General features: G+C 65.6%; 13 protein-coding genes. 5 read left to right on the forward strand and 8 right to left on the reverse strand.

Annotated features, from left to right (window positions below; translation table 11 throughout):
* Both HH308_RS30420 and HH308_RS10945 read right to left on the reverse strand, forming a co-directional pair.
* Complete coding sequence (locus HH308_RS30420; protein ID WP_170194232.1) at positions 1-771, reverse strand: IclR family transcriptional regulator; 771 nt, start codon at positions 769-771, stop codon at positions 1-3.
* Between the two features lie 1,127 nt (positions 772-1,898).
* The gene (locus tag HH308_RS10945; RefSeq protein ID WP_312870532.1) at positions 1,899-3,473 is read right to left on the reverse strand and encodes a helix-turn-helix domain-containing protein; all 1,575 of its coding nucleotides are present in this window, start codon (positions 3,471-3,473) and stop codon (positions 1,899-1,901) included.
* Positions 3,474-3,616: 143 nt separating this feature from the next.
* Here HH308_RS10945 and HH308_RS10950 point away from each other — a divergent pair, with 143 nt between their 5' ends.
* The 5 genes from HH308_RS10950 to HH308_RS10970 all read left to right on the forward strand — a co-directional run bounded on the left by HH308_RS10950 (position 3,617) and on the right by HH308_RS10970 (position 9,641).
* Positions 3,617-4,702: an S-(hydroxymethyl)mycothiol dehydrogenase gene (locus HH308_RS10950; RefSeq protein ID WP_170194233.1), complete on the forward strand. Its 1,086-nt coding sequence runs from the start codon at positions 3,617-3,619 to the stop codon at positions 4,700-4,702.
* Between the two features lie 19 nt (positions 4,703-4,721).
* Positions 4,722-6,755: an NADH:flavin oxidoreductase gene (locus HH308_RS10955; protein ID WP_170194234.1), complete on the forward strand. Its 2,034-nt coding sequence runs from the start codon at positions 4,722-4,724 to the stop codon at positions 6,753-6,755.
* A gap of 62 nt (positions 6,756-6,817) precedes the next feature.
* On the forward strand, positions 6,818-7,873 hold the full coding sequence (locus HH308_RS10960; protein ID WP_170194235.1) for a proline racemase family protein: 1,056 nt from the start codon (positions 6,818-6,820) through the stop codon (positions 7,871-7,873).
* Complete coding sequence (locus HH308_RS10965) at positions 7,870-8,856, forward strand: Ldh family oxidoreductase (RefSeq protein WP_170194236.1); 987 nt, start codon at positions 7,870-7,872, stop codon at positions 8,854-8,856. Before HH308_RS10960 ends, HH308_RS10965 begins: the two co-directional genes overlap by 4 nt.
* A 134-nt stretch (positions 8,857-8,990) precedes the next feature.
* Complete coding sequence (locus HH308_RS10970) at positions 8,991-9,641, forward strand: GntR family transcriptional regulator (RefSeq protein ID WP_170194286.1); 651 nt, start codon at positions 8,991-8,993, stop codon at positions 9,639-9,641.
* A gap of 847 nt (positions 9,642-10,488) precedes the next feature.
* Here the strand turns inward: HH308_RS10970 and purU are convergent.
* The 6 genes from purU to HH308_RS11000 all read right to left on the reverse strand — a co-directional run bounded on the left by purU (position 10,489) and on the right by HH308_RS11000 (position 19,849).
* Positions 10,489-11,340, reverse strand: coding sequence for a formyltetrahydrofolate deformylase (purU, locus tag HH308_RS10975; protein WP_170194237.1), 852 nt, complete (start codon positions 11,338-11,340; stop codon positions 10,489-10,491).
* Between the two features lie 33 nt (positions 11,341-11,373).
* Positions 11,374-13,833 (reverse strand): GcvT family protein, encoded by a 2,460-nt coding sequence (locus tag HH308_RS10980; RefSeq protein ID WP_170194238.1) that lies wholly within the window; start codon positions 13,831-13,833, stop codon positions 11,374-11,376.
* A 223-nt stretch (positions 13,834-14,056) separates the two neighbouring features.
* The gene (locus HH308_RS10985; RefSeq protein WP_170194239.1) at positions 14,057-14,845 is read right to left on the reverse strand and encodes an IclR family transcriptional regulator; all 789 of its coding nucleotides are present in this window, start codon (positions 14,843-14,845) and stop codon (positions 14,057-14,059) included.
* Positions 14,846-14,849: 4 nt separating this feature from the next.
* Positions 14,850-16,718 carry a putative nucleotidyltransferase substrate binding domain-containing protein gene (locus HH308_RS10990; protein ID WP_170194287.1) on the reverse strand — a complete coding sequence of 623 codons (1,869 nt, stop codon included), beginning with the start codon at positions 16,716-16,718 and terminating at the stop codon, positions 14,850-14,852.
* Complete coding sequence (locus tag HH308_RS10995; protein WP_170194240.1) at positions 16,715-18,280, reverse strand: GMC family oxidoreductase; 1,566 nt, start codon at positions 18,278-18,280, stop codon at positions 16,715-16,717. Before HH308_RS10995 ends, HH308_RS10990 begins: the two co-directional genes overlap by 4 nt.
* A gap of 6 nt (positions 18,281-18,286) precedes the next feature.
* On the reverse strand, positions 18,287-19,849 hold the full coding sequence (locus tag HH308_RS11000; protein WP_170194241.1) for an APC family permease: 1,563 nt from the start codon (positions 19,847-19,849) through the stop codon (positions 18,287-18,289).
* Positions 19,850-19,861: the final 12 nt, after the last annotated feature.

The raw sequence follows: 19,861 nt of genomic DNA on the forward strand, positions 1-19,861 counted from the left end.
CTAGCCCGGCGTCGGGAAGCCGTTTCGTTCGGAGATCGCGGCAGCGGCGGCTTTGACGCGATCGGAGAGATCCGGCAGGGTCGACGGGTTGACGCGGAACGTCGGGCCCGACAACGAGACCGCGGCCACGACGTCGCCGCGCAATGAGCGGATGGGTGCACCGATCGAGCCCAGCCCGATTTCGAGTTCGTCGAAGGTGTACCCATAGCCCTGTTCGCGCACCTGCTCCAGCTGCATCCGCAAGGTGCCGGGATCGGTGACGGTGTGGTCGGTGAACCGATGCAGGTCGCCGTCGAGAATCGCGGTCAGCTCATCGTCGGGCAGCGCCGCCAAGAACACCTTGCCCGCCGACGACGCATGCAGCGGCGTACGTTGCCCCACCCAGTTGACGGTGGTCACCGCCGACCCGCCGATGACCTGATCGATCGAAATCAGGTCGCTGCCGTCGCGCACGGAGGTGTTGACGGTCTCCCCGACCTCATCGGCGAGATCCTGGCAGATCGGCCGACTGAGTACATTCGGGTCGTGGCGGCGGACGGCACCCGCGGCGAGTTCGGCGATACCGGAACCGAGAAAGTACTCGCCCCGATTGACGCTCTGCTCGACGAGCCCACGCGCCTCGAGTGTCGCCAACAGTCGGAACACGGTCGATTTGTGAATGGCGAGCTCGTCGGCGATCTGGGTGACTCCGGCCGCGCCCCGCGCAAGTACCTGCAGAATCGACACCGCGCGGTTGACCGACCGAACCGTGCTATCGCCGTTGGTACTCACCACGTCACCCTAACGTGCGCGCCACATCGCCCTGCGGCCCGTGGTTGGTCGAGTGTCGTCGTGCGAGTGCAGCGAGCCCGCCAGCATATCTCCATCAGTGATACGCCCGGCCCGTTGTCGGGGTTGGGTGCCGTGGTTGTCCATGACCGTCGCGTCCACCTCGTTTCCTCGCGCACACCCGCCGTCAACGGCGAGGTGTCTGTGAGGAAACGAGGTGAACTGTTCGTCGGCGTCTCACTCGCCCGCGGTACAGTGGGCGGGCACCTGACTTACCCCCGTTGTGCATCACCTGCCCCACCGGTGACAACGAATGGATGGTGCATGCGTTTGGGCACTGACGCGTACCCGGTGTTGAGGTTGTGGTGAGTGTGATTCGCCCGGGCAGAGTGCGCTGGACCTGAAATCTGCCTGCTCAGCGGTGGCGGGGTGAATGTTCCCTCGGCGCCGGTGACGGGGCAGAGTGCAATCGGTCGGTCGGGGGCCAGAGGGCCGCAGTACCCGCACCGTTCAATTGCGACACTTGGCCAACGCCTCGCCGGGCACTCGACCATCCATCGGCCGCAACGTCAAAGTCCTTTCGGCACTTATGCTTTGAGCCCGCAAGCGGCGCCGAGATAAGAACTCGGCCGATTGACCGCGGACCTCGGCCGGCGACGTTGAGTCAGTGAAGAGTGTGCCGTAGTTACTTTGACCTGAAAGTCGGCCCCCGGCTCAGTCGCCTGCTGGTTGAGCCTTAGTTGAGCCTGGTTTCACCGAAGACACCCCCTCCGCTGGTTGAGCCTGAATTCACCGACGGTAGGCCCCATCTGCTGGTTGAGCCGCGAGGAGCGCTAGCGACGAGCGTGTCGAAACCTCTCAGCCACAATGCATTTGATGGCAGCGCACGTGTCGAACTGTGATGGAATCGAACATCGAGGCGTGTGCACCCTATGGGTGCACACGCGTCACTTGCCGGGTGACATCTCCGATATTGGCGCGGACCGTCGAAAGTCGTTGTGGCTGAGAGGTTTCGACACGGACTCGGCTAGCGCCTCGTCCGGCTCAACCAGCAGAGCGGCGCTTCGGCCGGTGGATCCAGGCTGAACCAAGGCTGAACCAGCATATGACGACTCTTTCAGTCGAAGTAGCTAGGACTTTACTGGCCGTTCCGTCGCGAAGTTCAACATGTATTGCGCGCAGTTGTCGATCTTTCTGCGCCAAGCCGCGACCGCCGCTTCGGGATCCCCGCGCCGGATCTCGGCGAGAATCAGTCCGTCGTCGGCGAGGATCTCCGCCGTCGGATACCGGTAGTGCAATCCGAAGATGGCGATGAACAACCGCAGTTGAAGAGTGAGTCGGATGAACATCGCGCCGATGCGCGGCATGCCGCAGGCGCGGGCGAGTTCGTCCTGCAGGTCGAGGTCGATGGCCGAGGCCTCCGACAGTCGACCGGACTCGTGACAGCGTGCGATACCCGCGAGTTGTTCTTCGACGACGGGTGGCAACTCGGACTCGTCGGACGCTAGCCGACGGGCGATCGCTGTGCCGAGAAGTCCACGCGCAGTGTATGTTTCGATGACATCTCGGGTCGTCAGGGCGGGGATCAGGTAGCGACCGGACTGTCGATCGATCAGCGCGTCCTCGGCCATCACGGCCAGGGCATCGGCCACCCGGCCCGGCGACACCCCCGACAACCGTGCAATCGACCGAGGCGACACCGCGTCTCCCGCGCTCAGATCGCCCGCCGACAACGCCATGCAGATGCCGCGCACGACGTACGACAGATCCCCACCCGGCGGTTCCTTCGCCGCGACCGACGCGGTGCGCAGAACCGACGCGGGATCGGTTGTGCGCCACCAGGAGAACTCCTCCACACCATCGCGGCGCGCAGCGCGAATCAGTTGCTGTACCTCCCGCAGTTGAGTCGCCTGGCTGAGATCTATTGTGTCCCAGATGGCTTGGCGCATGGTCAACCAGTCGGCGCCGGGTACATGGTGCACATCGACATCGACATCGGGATGCCGGGAGATCCATTGTCGCGCAGCGTCATCGATCTCGCAGTCGACGATCACGGTCATCGGCCCCGACACGTGGCGGGTGAGTCGATTCAGCAGAGTCGTCGCCCGGGCGTCGTATGTCGGCCGGAGCAACCGCGCACAGACGACGGTTTCCACGGCGTCGGCGAGTGCGGGCGGCGGATCCCGCTCGACGGCGGATTCGCCGTTCGACGCCGCGAATCCCACTGCGCAGCCCGACTCGCCGACGTCGACATAGGTGAGGATCGCGGTCGAAAGTTGTTGCAGGAGAGGTGATATCGGAGACTCCTTGGGGAAGCTCCGACGTCGGATCCGGCTCACCGACGCCTGGCTGACGCCGGTCGCGTCGGCTATCGTCCTCGTCGACCACCGGGCGGCTCCGGCGGGGGGATCCTCGAGTGCGCAGCCGAGCACCCGACGCACCACGTCGTCGGGTGCCGTCGGGCGGCCCCGGCGCGGAACGTCGTGGAGTGCCCCGATTCCGCCCTCGCGATATCGCCGCCACCATTTGGCGGCGGTGGTCTCGCTGACCGACGCGCGCTGTGCGGCGCCGCTGATGCCGAGGTCGGCGCAGTCGACGACGAGTTGGGCGCGGGTGGCCAGCCCGTGCGGGACTCGCCGCGAACGGGCGATCCGGCGCAGCGCCTCGCGGTCACCGGGCTGCAGACCCGGGACGTCGGCTTTCACTCTCCCGACCCTACTTACTTCTGACTCAGCGGTGCAGGGATCGGAGAGATCTAGCGCACTCGGCCTCGGGTCGAACATCCTTTTCGAAGTCACCGCAACAGCCATGCGGATGAGCACAGCACGACCGTGAAGAGGAGTACCCCATGTCGCAGCAGGTTCGAGGCGTGATCGCCCGCTCGAAGGGCGCGCCGGTAGAGATCGCGACGATTACCATCCCGGATCCGGGACCAGGCGAAGTGATCGTCAAGGTGCAGGCATGCGGGGTGTGCCATACCGACCTGCACTACCGCGAGGGCGGCATCAACGACGACTTTCCCTTTCTCCTCGGACATGAGGCGGCGGGTGTCGTCGACGAGGTCGGCCCGGGCGTCGAGTCCGTCGCCGTCGGCGACTTCGTCATTCTGAACTGGCGCGCGGTGTGCGGAGAGTGCCGTGCCTGCAAGCGCGGGCGTCCGCAGTACTGCTTCGACACCCACAACGCGACGCAGAAGATGACTCTCGACGACGGCACCGAGCTGACTCCCGCCCTGGGTATCGGCGCTTTCGCGGACAAGACGCTGGTGGCGGCCGGTCAGTGCACCAAGGTCGATCCGTCGGCCGATCCGGCTGTGGTCGGGCTGCTCGGGTGCGGCGTGATGGCGGGACTCGGCGCGGCCGTCAACACCGGAAACGTCTCCCGCGGCGACAGCGTCGCGGTCATCGGCTGCGGCGGCGTCGGAGGCGCCGCGATCATGGGTGCCCGCCTGGCCGGTGCGACGACGATCATCGCCATCGACCGGGACGAGCGGAAGCTGACCACAGCACTCGGGTTGGGCGCCACTCACACCGTCGACGCGACGGCCACCGACGTCGTCGAAGCCGTCCAGGAACTGACCGGCGGCTTCGGTGCCGACGTCGTCGTCGACGCGGTGGGCCGACCGGCGACGTGGGAGCAGGCGTTCTATGCGCGTGACCTGGCGGGCACCGTCGTCCTCGTCGGTGTTCCGACGCCGGAGATGCGGTTGGACATGCCGATGATCGACTTCTTCTCGCGCGGCGGCTCGCTGAAATCTTCGTGGTACGGCGACTGCCTGCCCGAGCGGGACTTTCCGATGCTCGTCGACCTGTACCAACAGGGCCGGCTCCCGCTCGACAAGTTCGTCACCGAACGGATCTCCCTCGACGCCGTGGAGAAGGCGTTCGACGCCATGCATCGTGGCGACGTGTTGCGCTCGGTCGTCGAGTTCTGAGCGACAGGACGCACGAGACATGACCGATCCGCTCTTCACTTCGTTCACCCTGAAGAATCTCACCCTGCGTAATCGCATTGTGAGCACCTCGCATGAGCCCGCCTACGGCGAAGACGGCCTTCCCAAGGAGCGCTACCGCACCTACCACCGCGAAAAGGCAAGGGGTGGTGTGGCTTTGACGATGATCGGCGGCAGCGCGCTGGTCAGCCCCGATTCGACGCCGTCCTTCGGCAATCTCGAGTTGTACCGCGACGAGGCCGTTGGATACCTGCGTGCGCTGTCCGACGACGTCCACGAGCAGGGGGCCGCGGTGATGACCCAGCTCACACACCTCGGGCAACGAACCTACAACTATGCGGGCAACTGGGTTCCGGCCATCTCGGCGAGCGGCACCCGGGAATCCGCGCACCGGGCCTTTTCGAAGGCGGCCGAGAAGGTCGACATCGAGCGCATCACCCGCGACTTCGCGCAGACCGCGCTGCGCTGCAAGGAAGGCGGCCTCGACGGCGTCGAAATCTCTTGCTGGGCAGGGCATCTGCTGGATGTCTTCCTGTCACCGGCGCGCAACTTCCGACAGGATGAGTACGGTGGGTCGCTGGAGAACCGCATGAGGTTCCCGCTCGAGGTGATCCGTGCGGTCCGCAGCGCGGTCGGCGGCGACTTCATCGTCGGCGTCCGGATGAGCTTCGACGAGCAGCGCGCCGACGGCAACGGCCCCGACGACGCGATCCGAATCGCAAAAGCGTTCACCGACAACGGAATCGACTTCTTCAGCATCATTCGCGGGTACGTCGACACCGACGCCGAACTCGCCAAGACCATTCCGCCGATGGCGACGCCGGCCAGCCCGCATCTGGAGTTCGCCGGCTGGGTGCGCAAGAACGTCGACGTCCCGGTGATGCACGCCGCGCGGATCGCTGATCCCGCGACTGCGCGGTATGCGATCAGCGAAGGGCTACTCGACCTCGTCGGGATGACGCGGGCGCTGATGGCCGATCCGAATCTGCCGCTGAAGGTCGCGCAGGGTCGGGCCGAACAGGTGCGCCCCTGCGTCGGTGCCAGCATGTGCCTGGACAGCATCTATTCGGCGGGCTCGGCGGTGTGCATCCACAACCCGGCGACCGGTAGAGAACGTGAACTCCCGCAGGTGGTTTCGCCGTCGACGACGGTCAAGCAGTGTGCGGTGGTCGGTGCGGGTCCGGGTGGACTCGAGGCGGCGCGCGTGCTGGCCGAACGCGGTCACGCGGTGACCCTGTTCGAGGCGAATGCGAGCGTCGGCGGGCAGATCGCGCTGGCCGCGCTCTCGGCCCGACGCCGCGACCTGATCGGCATCGTCGACTGGCGGCTCGACGAATGCAAGCGATTGGGCGTCGATCTTCTCCTCAACCACTACGTCGAGCCGGGCGATTTCGCCGGTGCGGGCTACGACGTGATCATCCTCGCGACCGGCGGGCTACCGGACATCGAGATCGGTGCCACTGGAACCGATTTGGCGATCGACACGTGGGATATCCTGTCCGGCGCGCGTAAGCCGCGCGGAGATGTGCTCGTATACGACGATCACGGTGGGCATCAGGCGCTCGACGCCGTCGAGGCGATGACCGCGTCGGCGTCGAACATCGAGTATGTGACCGAGGGCAAAACCGTCGCGCCCGATGTCGGATCATCGCCCGGCGTAGCGTATTTCGCGATGCTCGCCGAGAACAACGTGCGAATGACCCCGCTGCACCAGCTGGTCGGCGTCGAGCGGCGCGACGGTCGGCTCGCGGTCACTCTGCGTGTCGAGGACGCCGCGATCACGAGTACCCGGATCGTCGACACCGTCGTCATCGAGCACGGCACTCGTCCCGACTGCGATCTGTACGATTCGCTTGTGCCCCAGTCGATCAACCGCGGCGAGGTCGGGCTGGCAGATCTGCTGGCGCAACGCCCGCAGTCGGTTGAGCACAACCCGGACGGCCGCTTCCGGCTCTACCGGATCGGCGACGCCGTGGCGAGCCGCAACATTCACGCCGCGATTCTCGACGCCGCGAGGTTGTGCAACGCGATCTGATCTTTCCGCGGCCGACGACGCACCGACCCGGCCCGGCCACGTCTGACGAAAGGCCCCCAACCATGCGCTTTAGCAAAGTGTTCAACGTCGTCGGCTGCCATGTCGGCGGCGAAGTCGGCAACGTCGTCGTCGGCGGGATCGGCGACGTTCCCGGCCAGACCATGTTCGACAAACGTCTGTATCTGGAGAACGAGCGCGACGACATCCGCCAATTGCTGCTGAAAGAGCCACGCGGGTCGATGATTCGTTCGGTCAACGTGGTCCTGCCGCCGACGCGGCCGGAGGCGGCGATGGGTTACGTGATCATGGAATCCGAAGAGTACCCGGCGATGTCGGGCGGTAACACGATCTGCGTCGCGACCGTCTTGTTGGAGACGGGCATGGTCCCGATGTCCGAGCCGGTCACCCAGTTGACGCTGGAGTCGCCGGCCGGCTTGATCACCTTGCGGTGCGAATGCCGCGACGGCAAAGTTCTCAGCGTGCGGTTCGTCAACCAACCCGCGTTCGTCTACCACCTCGATGCGCCCGTCGAGGTGGAAGGACTGGGCACGGTGCTTGTCGACGTCGCCTGGGGCGGAATGACTTTCGCCATCGTCGACGCCGCGAGTGTGGGTTTCGAGTTGGTGCCCGACGAAGCGCGGGACATCTGTGTCATGGGGCAGCGCGTCAAAGCTGCGGCGGCCGAACAACTTTCCACGATCCACCCGGAGAACCCGCAGTTCGCCGGCGTCACCATCACCGAGTTCACCAACCCAGTTCGCCGGGAGAACGATTCGCTTGTGGCTCGCAACGCGGTCGTCGTGTCGCCGGGACGGATCGACCGGTGCCCGTGCGGTACGGGGACATCGGCGCGGCTCGCGGTGATGCACGCCCGCAACGAGATTGCGCCGGGAGAGAACTTCATCCACGAATCGCTCATCGGCAGCCGTTTCGACAGCACGATCGAATCACTCACCCGCGTAGGCGAATTCGACGCCGTTGTACCGAGCATCGCCGGGCAGGCGTGGATCACCGACATGTCTCAGGTCGGGCTCGATCCGACCGATCCGTTCCCGGTCGGCTACACACTGTCCGACAGTTGGATGCGCGAGAGCGCGTCGCAGCGGTGTGCCCGGTGACCACGGTCGGGGTGGCAGAGCTTACCGTGCTGTGCGTATCCGCGGTGCGGGCCGCAGGTGGCGGCGACGACGATGCGGAGGCTCTCGCGGCAGCGACGGTCGCCGCGGAGCTCGCGGGTAGCAGAGCCGTAGGAGTCGCGCACTTCTTCGACTACATCGATGCGTTTCGCGCCGGCCGGCTGGCGACCGGAGCGAAGCCGGTGCTGAGCTTCCCCACGACCGGAACGCTGATCGTCGACGCCGATGAGGGCCTGGCACAGAAGGCTTTCCATGCCGCGGTGGGCCCACTGCGACGCACCGTGGAGGAGCGTGGAATCGGTGCGCTCTGGTTGCGGAACTGCTATACCTGCGGCGAACTGGGCTACTACCCGCGCTACCTCGCCGAAACCGGGCTGCTCTCAATCGCTTTCGCCAACAGTTCGCCGTTGGTCGCATTGGGTGGGTCATCGCGGCGGCTACTCGGGACCAACCCGTTGGCCTACGCTGTGCCGCGTCCGGGGCGTGCGCCGTTCGTCGTCGACCAGGCGACGTCGGCGAGCGCGTATGTGAAGATCCGTTCCGCAGCCGAGACCGGCCAACAGATTCCGCCGGGTTGGGCGATCGACGCTGACGGCGAACCGACCGTCGAAGCCGGGCAGGCGATGGACGGTGCGCTGCTGCCCTTTGGTGGATACCGCGGAGGAAACATCGCGTTGCTCGTCGAACTGCTGGCGACGCTGGCCGGCGCGTCGTTCTCGGTGGACGCGCCGCCGTTCGACGACGGTGACGAGAGCCCGGGGATCGGTGTGTGCGTCATGGGTTTCGATCCGGGCGCGATCGTCGGTGATCCCAACCGGATGGCAGCCTACCTTGACCGGCTACACGACGACTTCGGCGTCGAACTGCCCGCGATGCGCGCAGAGTTGCCGGGTGACTCGGTTGAACTGGATGCTGCGCTGTATGAGCGGTTGGTGTCCGCCGCGTCCCACGGAATTACGAGTTGATGAGTTCCAGTCTGAATTGAAACTAATATATCAGTTACCGTATAGTGGTGAGCTGGCGACGAAAGCCATCTGACGAGGAGCATGCGATGACCGAAGCGGCACGTGTCAACGGTTTTGGAGGCGCAATCACCGCCATGGACACCGCCTCGTCCGATACCCGCACCAACGCCGACCGCGCCTACGACCTGATTCGTGAGCGGCTCGTCATGCTCGACATCCGCCCCGGCGACCCCATCAACGACGATCAGCTCGCGGGTGAACTGGGCTTCGGGCGGACGCCGGTGCGCGAGGCGCTCAAGCGTCTTGAACGTGAGCGACTGGTGATCGCGTATCCGCGGCGCGGAACGTTCGCGACCATCGTCGACATGACTGATCTCGCCGACATCTCCGAGATCCGCAAGCAACTGGAACCGACCGCGGCGGCACGCGCGGCGCGGGTGGCGACGTCGCAGGCGCGAGAACGGTTGTCGGAGTTGATCAGCGTGCTGTCGGAGATCACCGCCGACGACGATCCGCGCGAGGTCCTTCGCATCGACGTCGGTGTGCATTGTGAGATCTACCGTGCGGCGGGCAATCCACACCTCGAGGACATTCTGGTCAGCCTCGACGGGCACGCAACGCGCATCTGGTGTTTGTTCATCGATCGGCTGCCCGATATCGCAGACCATGTGCGCGAACATATTTCGCTGCTGCAGGCGATCGTCGACGGCGACGAGGAGAAGGCCGCGACATTGACGTTGGCCCATGTGACCGGATTCGAAGAGGCCATTCGCGCGCTGGTGTAGGGCGGGGTTTCGGCGCCGGGCATCCGCTGTTCTGATCATCAGACTCGCCGGTGGTGTTTGCTCGGGGGCGGCGTCCCATCAGTCTCAGTGGTTACAACGGATCATTGTGCCGCAAGGCTTTTCCCGGCTTGGTCCTTCGGCTCGCGAGCCCCTCGTTACACCGAAGCTCGCGAGCTCGCTTCGGCACTCGGGGAGCGGGGGGACTGTTGGCTGCGACAGGGTTCGGGTCAGGCTTGGTCTTTCGGCTCGCCATCCCCTCGTTACACCGAAGCTCGTTCCTCGCTTCGGCACTCGGGGAGCGGGGGGTGACTGTTGGCTGCGACAGGGCTCGGTTCAGGCTTGGTCTTTCGGCTCGCTGCCCCCTCGTTACACCGAAGCTCGCGAGCTCGCTTCGGCACTCGGGGAGCGGGGGACTGTTGGCTGCGACAGGGTTCGGGTCAGGCTTGGTCTTTCGGCTCGCCGACCCCTCGTTACACCGAAGCTCGCGAGCTCGCTTCGGCACTCGGGGAGCGGGGGTGACGTTTGGCGAGCTCGCTTCGGCACTCGGCCTGGATCCACCGATGGTAGGCCCCTCTGCTGGTTGAGCCGGTCCGAGGCGCTAGCCGAGGTCCGTGTCGAAACCTCTCAGCTACAACGACTTTCGACGGTCCGCGCCACTATCGTCGATGTCACCCGGCAAGTGACGTGTGTGCACCTTTGGGTGCACACGCCTCGATGTTCGATTCCATCACAGTTCGACAAGTGCGCTACCATCAAATGCATTGTGGTACAAGGGTTTCGACGCGCTCGTCGCTAGGGCTCCTCGCGGCTCAACCAGCAGATGGAGTGCCCCGACCTCGGAGCGTCGCTATGCGAACACCACGGTTCTGTTGTCGTGCAACAGGACTCGATTCTCGCAGTGCCAGCGCACCGCGCGGGACAAGGCCAGAGCCTCTGCGTCCTGGCCTACCGTCGCCAGGCGCGACGGATCGTAGGAGTGGTCGATGCGGATCACTTCCTGCTCGATGATCGGGCCCTCATCCAAGTCCGGGGTCACGTAATGGGCCGTTGCCCCAACGAGTTTCACTCCTCGGTCATACGCCTGGTGGTAGGGCTTGGCGCCCTTGAAGCCCGGCAGGAACGAGTGGTGGATGTTGATCGCGCGGCCACGCAGCAGCTGGCAGGTCTCGTCGGAGAGCACCTGCATGTAGCGGGCCAGGACTACGAGGTCGGCGTTGTACTCGTCGATCAACGACAGCAGACGTGCCTCGGCCTCCGGCTTGGTGCCCGGCGTCACCGGTACGTGGATGAAGGGAAGGTCGGCGGCCTCGGCCATGCGTCGCTGAGTCTCGTGGTTGGAGACCACCGCGACGATCTCGCCGCCGAGAGTCCCTGCGCGCCAACGGAAGATGAGGTCGTTGAGGCAGTGGCCCATCTTCGACACCATGACGATCACCCGCGGCGGCCGACCGTCGTCGAACCGGAAGGTCATGCCGAACTCGTCGGCGATCTCGGCGAACTCGTCGGTCAGTCCCGGTGTGCTCAGGTCTTCGGCCGAATGTGTGAACTTGGTGCGCAGGTAGAACGAGCTGCCCATCGTGTCGTCGAACTGCTGATGTTCGATGATGTCGCAACTGCGGGAGAAGATGAAAGAGCTTACCGCCCTGACGATTCCGGGCCGCTGCGGGCAATTCAGGGTGAGGGTGAAGGTTTGTGGCATGGCGAACTCTCTACAAACTCGGATGTAGGCCGCTCAGGAGCGGATCTTGATCATGTCGGGGTCGACCAGCGGCTCGGCGACGACGGTCGCCGGGATGCGCTTACCGAAGTATTCGATCTCGACCGACGTTCCCACCCCGGCGCTCGCGGGCAGCCAGGCGTAGGCGATCGGCGCTGCGACCGTGTGGCCGAATGCCGCGCTGGTCACGTACCCGACCACCGCGTCGTCGACGTACACCGGCTCAGAACCCAGCACGACGGAGGTCTTGTCGTCGATCATCACGCACGACAGTCGGCGGGTGACGGTCTCGTCGGTGATATCTGCGATGGCGGCCGATCCGACGAAATCTCCCTTGGCTTTTCGCACCGCAAAGCCGAGCCCGGCCTCGTAGGGATCGTGCTCGGTGGTCATGTCGGTGCCCCACGAGCGGTAACCCTTCTCCATGCGGAGACTGTTGAACGCGGCGCGCCCGCCGGCGATGATGCCGTGCTTCTCGCCCGCCTTCCACAACGTATCCCAGAGGCGTAAACCGTTGTCGGAGCTGGTGTACAGCTCCCAGCCCAGTTCGCCGACGTACGACAGCCGCATCGCCGTCACGGGCACACCGGCGATCCGGACCTGCTTGGCGCGGAAGTACTTGAATCCGTCCTTGCTGAAGTCGTCGCGACTCAGTTCTTCGACGACGTCGCGCGCCCGCGGACCCCACAGACCCAGGCCGCAGGTGCCGCCCGTGATATCGCGAACGGTGACGCTGCCGTCGGCCGGTGCCTCGCGGCGCAGGTAGTCGAGGTCGATGTTGCCGTTGGCGCCGACCTGAAAGACGTTGTCGGACAGTCGAGTAACGGTGAGGTCGCTGCGGACGCCGCCGGTGGAATCGAGCGCGAGGGTGTAGGTCACCGACCCGATCGACTTGTCCATCTTCCCGGTGGTCAACCGTTCGAGGAGGTCCAGCGCGCCCGGTCCGGACACCTCGATGCGCTTGAGCGGTGTCATGTCGTACAGGGCGACGGCGGTGCGGGTCTTCCACGCTTCCGCAGCGGCGATCGGGGAGTGGAACTTCGCCGCCCACTCGTCGCGTGCCGGTGGCTGCCATTGCGCCGGAAGTTCTTCCAGCAGTGCGGCATTCGCCTCATACCAGTGCGGACGCTCCCAGCCGCCGGACTCCAGGAAGAAGGCTCCGAGCTCGACCTGACGCTCGTGGAAGGCGCTCACCCGCAGATCGCGCGGCGACTTGCGCGGCTCCAGGGGATGCAGTACGTCGTACACCTCGACGAAGTTCTGCTGCGACGTCTCGCTGACGTAACCGGGATCGAGCTGCACTTCCTCGAACCGGTGCACGTCGCACCCGTGCAGATCGATCTCCGACCGACCGTCGACGAGCAGCTGGGCGACGGCCCGTCCGACACCCGCGGAGTGGGTGACCCACACGGCCTCGGCGATCCAGAAGCCCGCGACGTCGGGCGATTCGCCGATCAGCGGCCCGCCGTCGGGGGTGAACGAGAAGATACCGTTGAAGCCGCTGTCGATCTTGGCCCGCGACAGGCATGGCAGCATCTTCTGCGCGTCCGCCCACGACGGCGCGAAGTCCTCCGGCGTGAAGGTCAGCATCGACGGCATCGAGTCGGGGCCGATCTGGCCGCCCGGCAGTGCCGACATGTCCGCGGGCATCGGCCGGTGAGCGTAGGAACCGATGCCGATGCGGTCGACATGCTCACGGAAGTAGAGGTCACGATCTTGATGGCGCAGGATCGGCATTCCGGCCTCGGCCAGCGGCGTGTTCAGGCCGACGAGTTCGGGAATCTGATCGGTGAACACGTATTGGTGTGCGAGCGGCAGCAGCGGCACGTCCATGCCGACGAGCTCGCCCAGCATCGGACCCCAGAAGCCGCCGCAGGACACGACGATGTCGGCCGGCACGACGCCGCCGTCGGTGGTCACGCCGGTCACCTTGCCACCCGCGTGTTCGACGCCGATCACCTTGGTGTTGCCGCGCAGTTCGGCGCCGCGCGACTGTGCGCGCCGGGCGAGCGCCTGCACGATCCGGGCGGCCTTCGCCAGACCGTCGGTCGGGATGTAGAGGCCGCCGAGGACCTGCGATTCGTCGATCAACGGATGCAGTCGCTTGCATTCGGCCGCGTCGACCACTTCGACACCGACGCCCCACGACGCCGCCCAGCCGGCCTTGCGCTGCAGGTCGTTGAGTCGGACGTCGGTGGTGGCGACCTCCAGGCCGCCGACCTGGTTGAAGCACCACTCGCCGTCGACGTCGAGCGACAGGAACTTCTCCACCGAGTAGGAGGCGAACTCGGTCATGGTCTTCGACGCGTTGGTCTGGAACACCAGACCGGGTGCGTGCGACGACGATCCGCCGGTCAATGGCAGCGGTCCCTGATCGAGCACCGTGATCTGGTCCCACCCGCGCATGGTGAGTTCGTCGGCGAGGTTGGTGCCGACGATGCCGGCTCCGATGATCACGACACGCGGTGAAGTCATTGGGTGGATCTCCCTTGATCAAGGCGTTGCAAACGCGGCGTGTATATCAGTGTGCCGCGAACTGATATATTAACGATAGGGGTGCTGGAGGGTGGGGTCAAGAGATGTGGTTTCGATTGTTTCCCGGGGTGCGTTGCGGTCGTCGGCCTGCGTGGTTTCGACACGTTCGTCGCTAGCGCTCCTCACGGCTCAACCAGCGGAGAGGGCTCAACCAGCGGAGGGGCTACTCCAAATGCCCCAGCCGTCGACCGATCTGGGCGGCGACGTCGCGCACTTGCGCGGCCACGTCGGGGAATCTCTCCGGGGTGAGTCGGTAGGCGGGGCCGGAGACGCTGATCGCGGCCACCACGTCGCCGTCGCCGTCACGGATCGGGGCCGCGACCGCGTTGAGTCCGACCTCCAATTCCTCACGGACACTTGCCCATCCGTTGCGACGGGCGTCGGCGAGCTCGGCCAGCAGCGTCGCCACGTCGGTGATCGACGACGCCGTGTAGGTCCCGAATTTCGTGCCGACCAGCGACCGCACGGCAGCGTCGGATCGCCCGGCGAGCAGCACCTTGCCGCTCGACGTCGCGGTGGCCGGACAGCTCTGTCCCACCCAGCTGCGCAGGGTGATCTCGGCGGGGCCGATCGCTTCGACGATGTTGATGATCGAGGCGTCGTCGAGGATGGCGACGTTGACGGTCTCGCCGGTGGCGAGCGCCAGCTCGTCGCAGAGCGGTTGACTCTGTTTGGGGATGTCCATGCGGGCGCTCGTCGAACCGGCGAGCCGCACGATGGAGAAGCCGAGCCGGTACTTGCCGCGGTCGGAGAGCTGCTCGACGAAGCCGCGCGATTCCAGGACCGCGATCAGCCGCGATACCGTCGATTTGTGCACGCCGATCTCGGAGGCGATGTCGGTGACGCCCGCGGTGCCCCAGCGCCCGAGGATCTCCAGCACGGTGAGCGCCCGGTCGACGGATTGGACCGGGGCCACCGACTTGTCGGACTGACCTGCTGGATCATCGCTCATGTCCTCACAGTGTAGGTGATCCGGACATTGTGCCCATGACTGCTCCCGCCGCGGCGAGGTTGCGGACCCGACGCTGAACGGCGGCGACCTCCCGCACCCCGTCGGTCAGCAAGTTACGCCCGACCGGTGACAGCTCCGACATCGTCACGATGTCGGTCGGCGCATGCCCCGCCGACAGCTGGTCGATCTGATGCGACAACCGCAGTCGCTGAAGCATCTCGAAGACCTCGCGCAGGATGCGCGCGTCGCCGTCGGTGATGGCGTGGCCGGCGGCTGCCGACAGTCGGTCGGTGGTCGACGCCGAGCCGATTCCGACGGTCAGCCCGGCCCACCGAGCGAGGTTGACGATGGGCGTCAACGCATGACTCTTGAGGTCGAAGGTGCCGCCCCGACGTGCGACGATGTCGCGCAGTGAGCGGATGCGCACCTTCCCCGACAACGCGTCGAGCAATTGCAGTCGCAAGGCGTTGGGATGCTCGGCGGGCATCTTGGCGAAGGCGTCCGGGACGGTGTTGAGGGCGGGATTACCGCGCGCCGGGCGGGCGTCGAGCAGCAATGACGACATGATGATCCCGCGGTCGTGCATGGGGTCGTCGAGCCAGCCCGCGGCGGCGTTGGCCCACTGCGACGCCGAGCGGGAGAAACGCGGTTTGAATGCGACCGCGCCGTTGCGATCGGCGGGCAGTCCACACAGATCGAGGGTCGCGTGCACGCCGGCAGCCATGCGACGCAGCGCGGGTATGTCGATGTCGCCGTCGTCGGCCCACGACATCGCGCTGTCGACGTCCGACGACGGCATCGCCTCGCGCCGCGCGATGCTGCCCATCGTCAACCAGGTGAACTGGCGGGTCCACGGTTCGTTGTGCCCGGCGAGCTCGAGTTCGAGCGCGCGGCGCACGATGGCGTCGAACATCACCGACAGCACGGCGCTCGCGCCGGTGGCGTCGGTTCCACCGCGGAACAGGTTGACGGCGAGGTCGGTGACGCGGTCGGCGGCGCCCTTGAGTTCGGTGGGATCCGACGCCAACGCGATGGATCGTCGCACGACGAAACTCTGCCGCGTCGACGTCGCCACCAGATCTCGTTCTTCGACGACGCCGAGTACGCGTCCCCTCGGGTCGACGACGGGCATGTGCCGCAGCCCCGACTCCAGCATGTCCATCAGCACCGTCGAGGCGATCCGGTCGGATGGAACGGTCCGCGCCGGTGCGCTCATCACGCGCGAGATCGGTACGTCGACGCTGACGTCGGCGGCGACCACCCGGGTGCGCAGGTCGCGGTCGGTGAAGATGCCCAGGCCGCGGCCGGGCAGCCGGATCAGCACGTACGACGTGTGCTCGTCGGTCATCTTCTTCACCGCGTCGCGCACCGAGGTGTCGGCATCCAGGAAGAGCGGGTCGCGGGGGATGAGCGCCTCGACGGCGACCAGTGAGGCACGGTCGCGTGGTGACGAGCGCGCCGAGATGGTGTCCCACGCCGACGTCGCCAGATACGACAGTCCGGCCGGATCGGTGAACACCGTCCGCACCTGCGGGCCGGGAATCCGGATCGCGACGGTGGGTTCGGCCGCGCGCGCGGTGAACGACACCTTGCCTTCGCTGAGCAGGGGGAGGAATCCGAAGACGCCGCCCGGCTCGACGATGTCGAGCGCGTCGGCGCCCGACTCCGGACCGGGCAGCAGCACTACCCGGCCGGTCTGCACGATCCAGATCTCGTCGGGTGTCTCGGTGACATAGTCGACGATCAATTCGCCTGTGCGGAAACGCTTTCGCGACGATGTCGCCGCAACCGCAGCGAGCGATTCCGGCGACATCGAGTGAAACGGTGCGTGTTTGCCGAGGTAGGCGATCAACGCATCGGAGTGATCGGTCATGTAGTGCGGATCAAGTCGGCGCACTTCTCCGCCATGGTCATCACCGTGATATTCGGGTTGATAGCAGGCAGTTTCGGCATCGCCGACGCGTCGACGACCCGCAATCGCTGGACTCCCTTGACCCGCAGCTGCGGATCGAGAACGGCCATCGGATCATCCACCGCGCCCATCTTGGCGGTGCCCGCCGGGTGATAGACGGTGTTGTGCGTCTTGTGGATGTAGTCGAGGAGTTCCTCGTCGGTGGTGGCATCCGGCCCGGGCGCGAGTTCCCTTGCGACCCAAGACTTCAGCGGTTCCTGGGCGGCGATGTCCCGGGCGAGTTTGATGCCGGCGAGCATCACCCGCTCGTCGTGGCCCTCGGGATCGGTGAAGTACTTCGGATCAACCTTGGCGCGATCACGGAAGTCGCGCGAGCGCAGCCGCACGGTGCCCCGCGAAAGTCCCTGAGTCACATTGGGAGTCAGGCAGAAGCCGTTGTCCGTGGTCGGGTAACCCCAGCGCAGCGTGTTCATGTCGAAGGGCACGCTGCCGTAGTGCATCATGAGATCCGGCTGATCGAGACCGTCGACGGTGGTGGTGAACAGGCCGATCTCCCACCACTGCGTCGAGTCGGTCACCATCGGCTTGGACGCTTCCCAGAACACGAGCCCCTCGACGTGATCGTCGAGGTTGGAGCCGACGCCGGGGGAGTCGACGCGCACGTCGATGCCGAACTCCTTGAGATGATCGGCCGGTCCGATCCCCGACAGCATCAGCAGCTTCGGCGTATCGATCGCGCCCGCGGTCAGAACGATCTCACGACGGGCGTGCACGGTGTCGTAGCCGTCGAGATCGGGACGCTGGTAGCGCACGCCGGTGGCGTTGTCGTCGTCGTCGAAGAGGATCTCGGCGACCCACGAATTCGTTCGTACTTCAAGGTTTTCGCGCTTGCCGAGGATGGAATGCAGGTACGCGTGCGACGTCGACATGCGGGTGCCGTCCTCGCCCGCGTTGATCTGGAACCAGCCCGCACCGTTGGTGACGGTGGTGCCGCGGTTGAACTTCACCGTCGGCAGCCCGACCTTGGCCGCGGATTCGAGAACCGCTGCGCCACAAGGGTCTACCGGCGGAACGTCGCGCAGGCGGACCGGGCCGTCGTGGCCGTGATCCCCCTCGGCGTCGTTGTTCTCCAGCTTCTTGGTGAACGGCAGAACATCTTTCGCACCCCAACCGGTCGCGCCCGCGGCTTCCCACTCATTGAGTCCCTCGGCGGGCGGCCAGAAGGCGATACACGAATTGTGCGACGAACAGCCGCCGAGCACCTTGGCCCGTGCGTGACGCATGAAGCTGTTGCCGTTCTCCTGCGGCTCGATCGGGTAGTCCCAGTCGTAGCCGGAGTCGAGCAGGTGCATCCATTGGTTGAGTACCAGGATGTTGTCGTCGCCGACGTCGCTCGGTCCGGCTTCGATGAGCAGCACGCTCACCGACGGGTCCTCGGACAGGCGTGCGGCGACCACGCAGCCGGCGGTACCGCCGCCGGCGACGATATAGTCGAATGTTCCGGCATTGGGATTGTCTGACATGGTTCCTCAGTTCTCCGTCGACTTCTGCAGATTGGCAGTGCTTGGCGCACTGGGTGATTCGGCCGCATGGGAGGCCAGGGTGCCGATGTGGTTGCGACCCTTGACGCCGTACCAGAGCAGGCCCAGACCGAGGATCACGCCGATGTAGACGAACGCTCCCCAGGTGTTGTACCAAGGCGTGCCGTAGACCGCCGCGCGCGGCCACGCGAGGTTGATCGCCATGCCGATGCCCCACAGAACGGCGACGATGTTGACCAGCATTCCCCAGCGGCCCATCGTGAAATAGCCGCCCTCTTTGAGATCCTTCGGCGGCCACTCGCCTTTGAAGCGCTTCTTGAGCATCGGTCCGGTGACCATCAGGTACGCCAGGTAGATCATGATGATGGCGATCGAGGTGAGGACCGTGAAGATCGTCGGGTTGCCGACGTTGATGACGAGGATCGCGATCGCGATGATGCCGATCACGACCGCCGGAACGATCGGAGTCTGCGTCTTCGGATTCACGCGGGCGAGCTTCTCACCGAACGGCAGAGCGTTGTCGCGCGCCATCGCGAAGGTCAGGCGGATGGCCGCGGTATGCACGGCGAGCGAACAGACCGAGACCGCGACGACGATGCAGATCAGGAAGATCGTGCCCAGCGGGCCCCACATGACCTGTTCGACGATGTACTGCAGACCGCCGTCGGCCTGCCCGATCTTGGGATCTTTGAGGTTGGGGGCGGACATGACGGCGAACACCAGGATCGCGCCGCCGATGACGAACGAGGCGAGGATCGCGCGCAGAATGGCCTTCGGTGCGGTGCGCCGGGGCTCGACGGTCTCTTCACCCAGCGACGACGCGGTGTCGAAGCCGTACATGACGTAGCCCGACGCGAGGCTGGCGACCAGGAATGCGCCGAGGTAGCCGCCCGACTGACCCGCCCCGTAGCCGTCGGTGGAGAAGAAGATCTGCGGGCCGCGGTCGATGTTGATGCCCAGGATGATCGCGATCAGCACGGCGGCGATCAGTTCGATGAACACACCGGCGCTGTTGATCATCGCCATCAGCTTGACGCCCATGGCGTTGACGACGGTGGTGTAGACGATCCAGATGGTGCCGAGGATGACGGCGTTCACGGCGAAGTCGGTGGCGGAGGGATTGGCGGCGTCGCCGACCATCTGGAATCCGCTCCACAGTCGGGGCAGGTTCAGCTGCAGGGCGAGCACCACGGCGGACAGGGTGACGATCGACGCGGTCAGCATCAGCCATCCCGACGACCAGCCGACGATTCTGCTGCCGAGGATCTTCGACCAGTTGTACACCGAACCGGCCACCGGGTACTTGGCCGAGAGCTCCATGAAACAGAGCGCGACGGCCATCTGCCCGATGAAGACGATCACCCAGGACCACAGGTAGGCCGGGCCCGCGTTGCTGAAGCCGAACCAGAAGAGCTGGAATGTGCCGGTCAGGATCGAGATGTAACTGACGCCTGCGGCGAAACTTGCGAACTTGCCGATACTGCGGTCGAGGGATTCTTTGTAGCCGAATTCTTCCAATCCGCCGTCGTCGGCGGGTGTTGAAGCTGTCATTGCCGTGAATTC

It is taken from the genome of Gordonia asplenii (assembly GCF_012933505.1).
GTDB classification, from domain to species: Bacteria; Actinomycetota; Actinomycetes; order Mycobacteriales; family Mycobacteriaceae; genus Gordonia; species Gordonia asplenii.

Bases quoted from the DNA above. Each gene is read 5' to 3' on its own strand.
- HH308_RS10950 (WP_170194233.1), top strand. From the start codon at position 3,617: ATGTCGCAGCAGGTTCGAGGCGTGATCGCCCGCTCGAAGGGCGCGCCG.
- HH308_RS10955 (WP_170194234.1), top strand. From the start codon at position 4,722: ATGACCGATCCGCTCTTCACTTCGTTCACCCTGAAGAATCTCACCCTG.
- HH308_RS10960 (WP_170194235.1), top strand. From the start codon at position 6,818: ATGCGCTTTAGCAAAGTGTTCAACGTCGTCGGCTGCCATGTCGGCGGC.
- HH308_RS10970 (WP_170194286.1), top strand. From the start codon at position 8,991: ATGGACACCGCCTCGTCCGATACCCGCACCAACGCCGACCGCGCCTAC.
- purU (WP_170194237.1), bottom strand. From the start codon at position 11,340: ATGCCACAAACCTTCACCCTCACCCTGAATTGCCCGCAGCGGCCCGGA.
- HH308_RS10980 (WP_170194238.1), bottom strand. From the start codon at position 13,833: ATGACTTCACCGCGTGTCGTGATCATCGGAGCCGGCATCGTCGGCACC.
- HH308_RS10985 (WP_170194239.1), bottom strand. From the start codon at position 14,845: ATGAGCGATGATCCAGCAGGTCAGTCCGACAAGTCGGTGGCCCCGGTC.
- HH308_RS10990 (WP_170194287.1), bottom strand. From the start codon at position 16,718: ATGACCGATCACTCCGATGCGTTGATCGCCTACCTCGGCAAACACGCA.
- HH308_RS10995 (WP_170194240.1), bottom strand. From the start codon at position 18,280: ATGTCAGACAATCCCAATGCCGGAACATTCGACTATATCGTCGCCGGC.
- HH308_RS11000 (WP_170194241.1), bottom strand. From the start codon at position 19,849: ATGACAGCTTCAACACCCGCCGACGACGGCGGATTGGAAGAATTCGGC.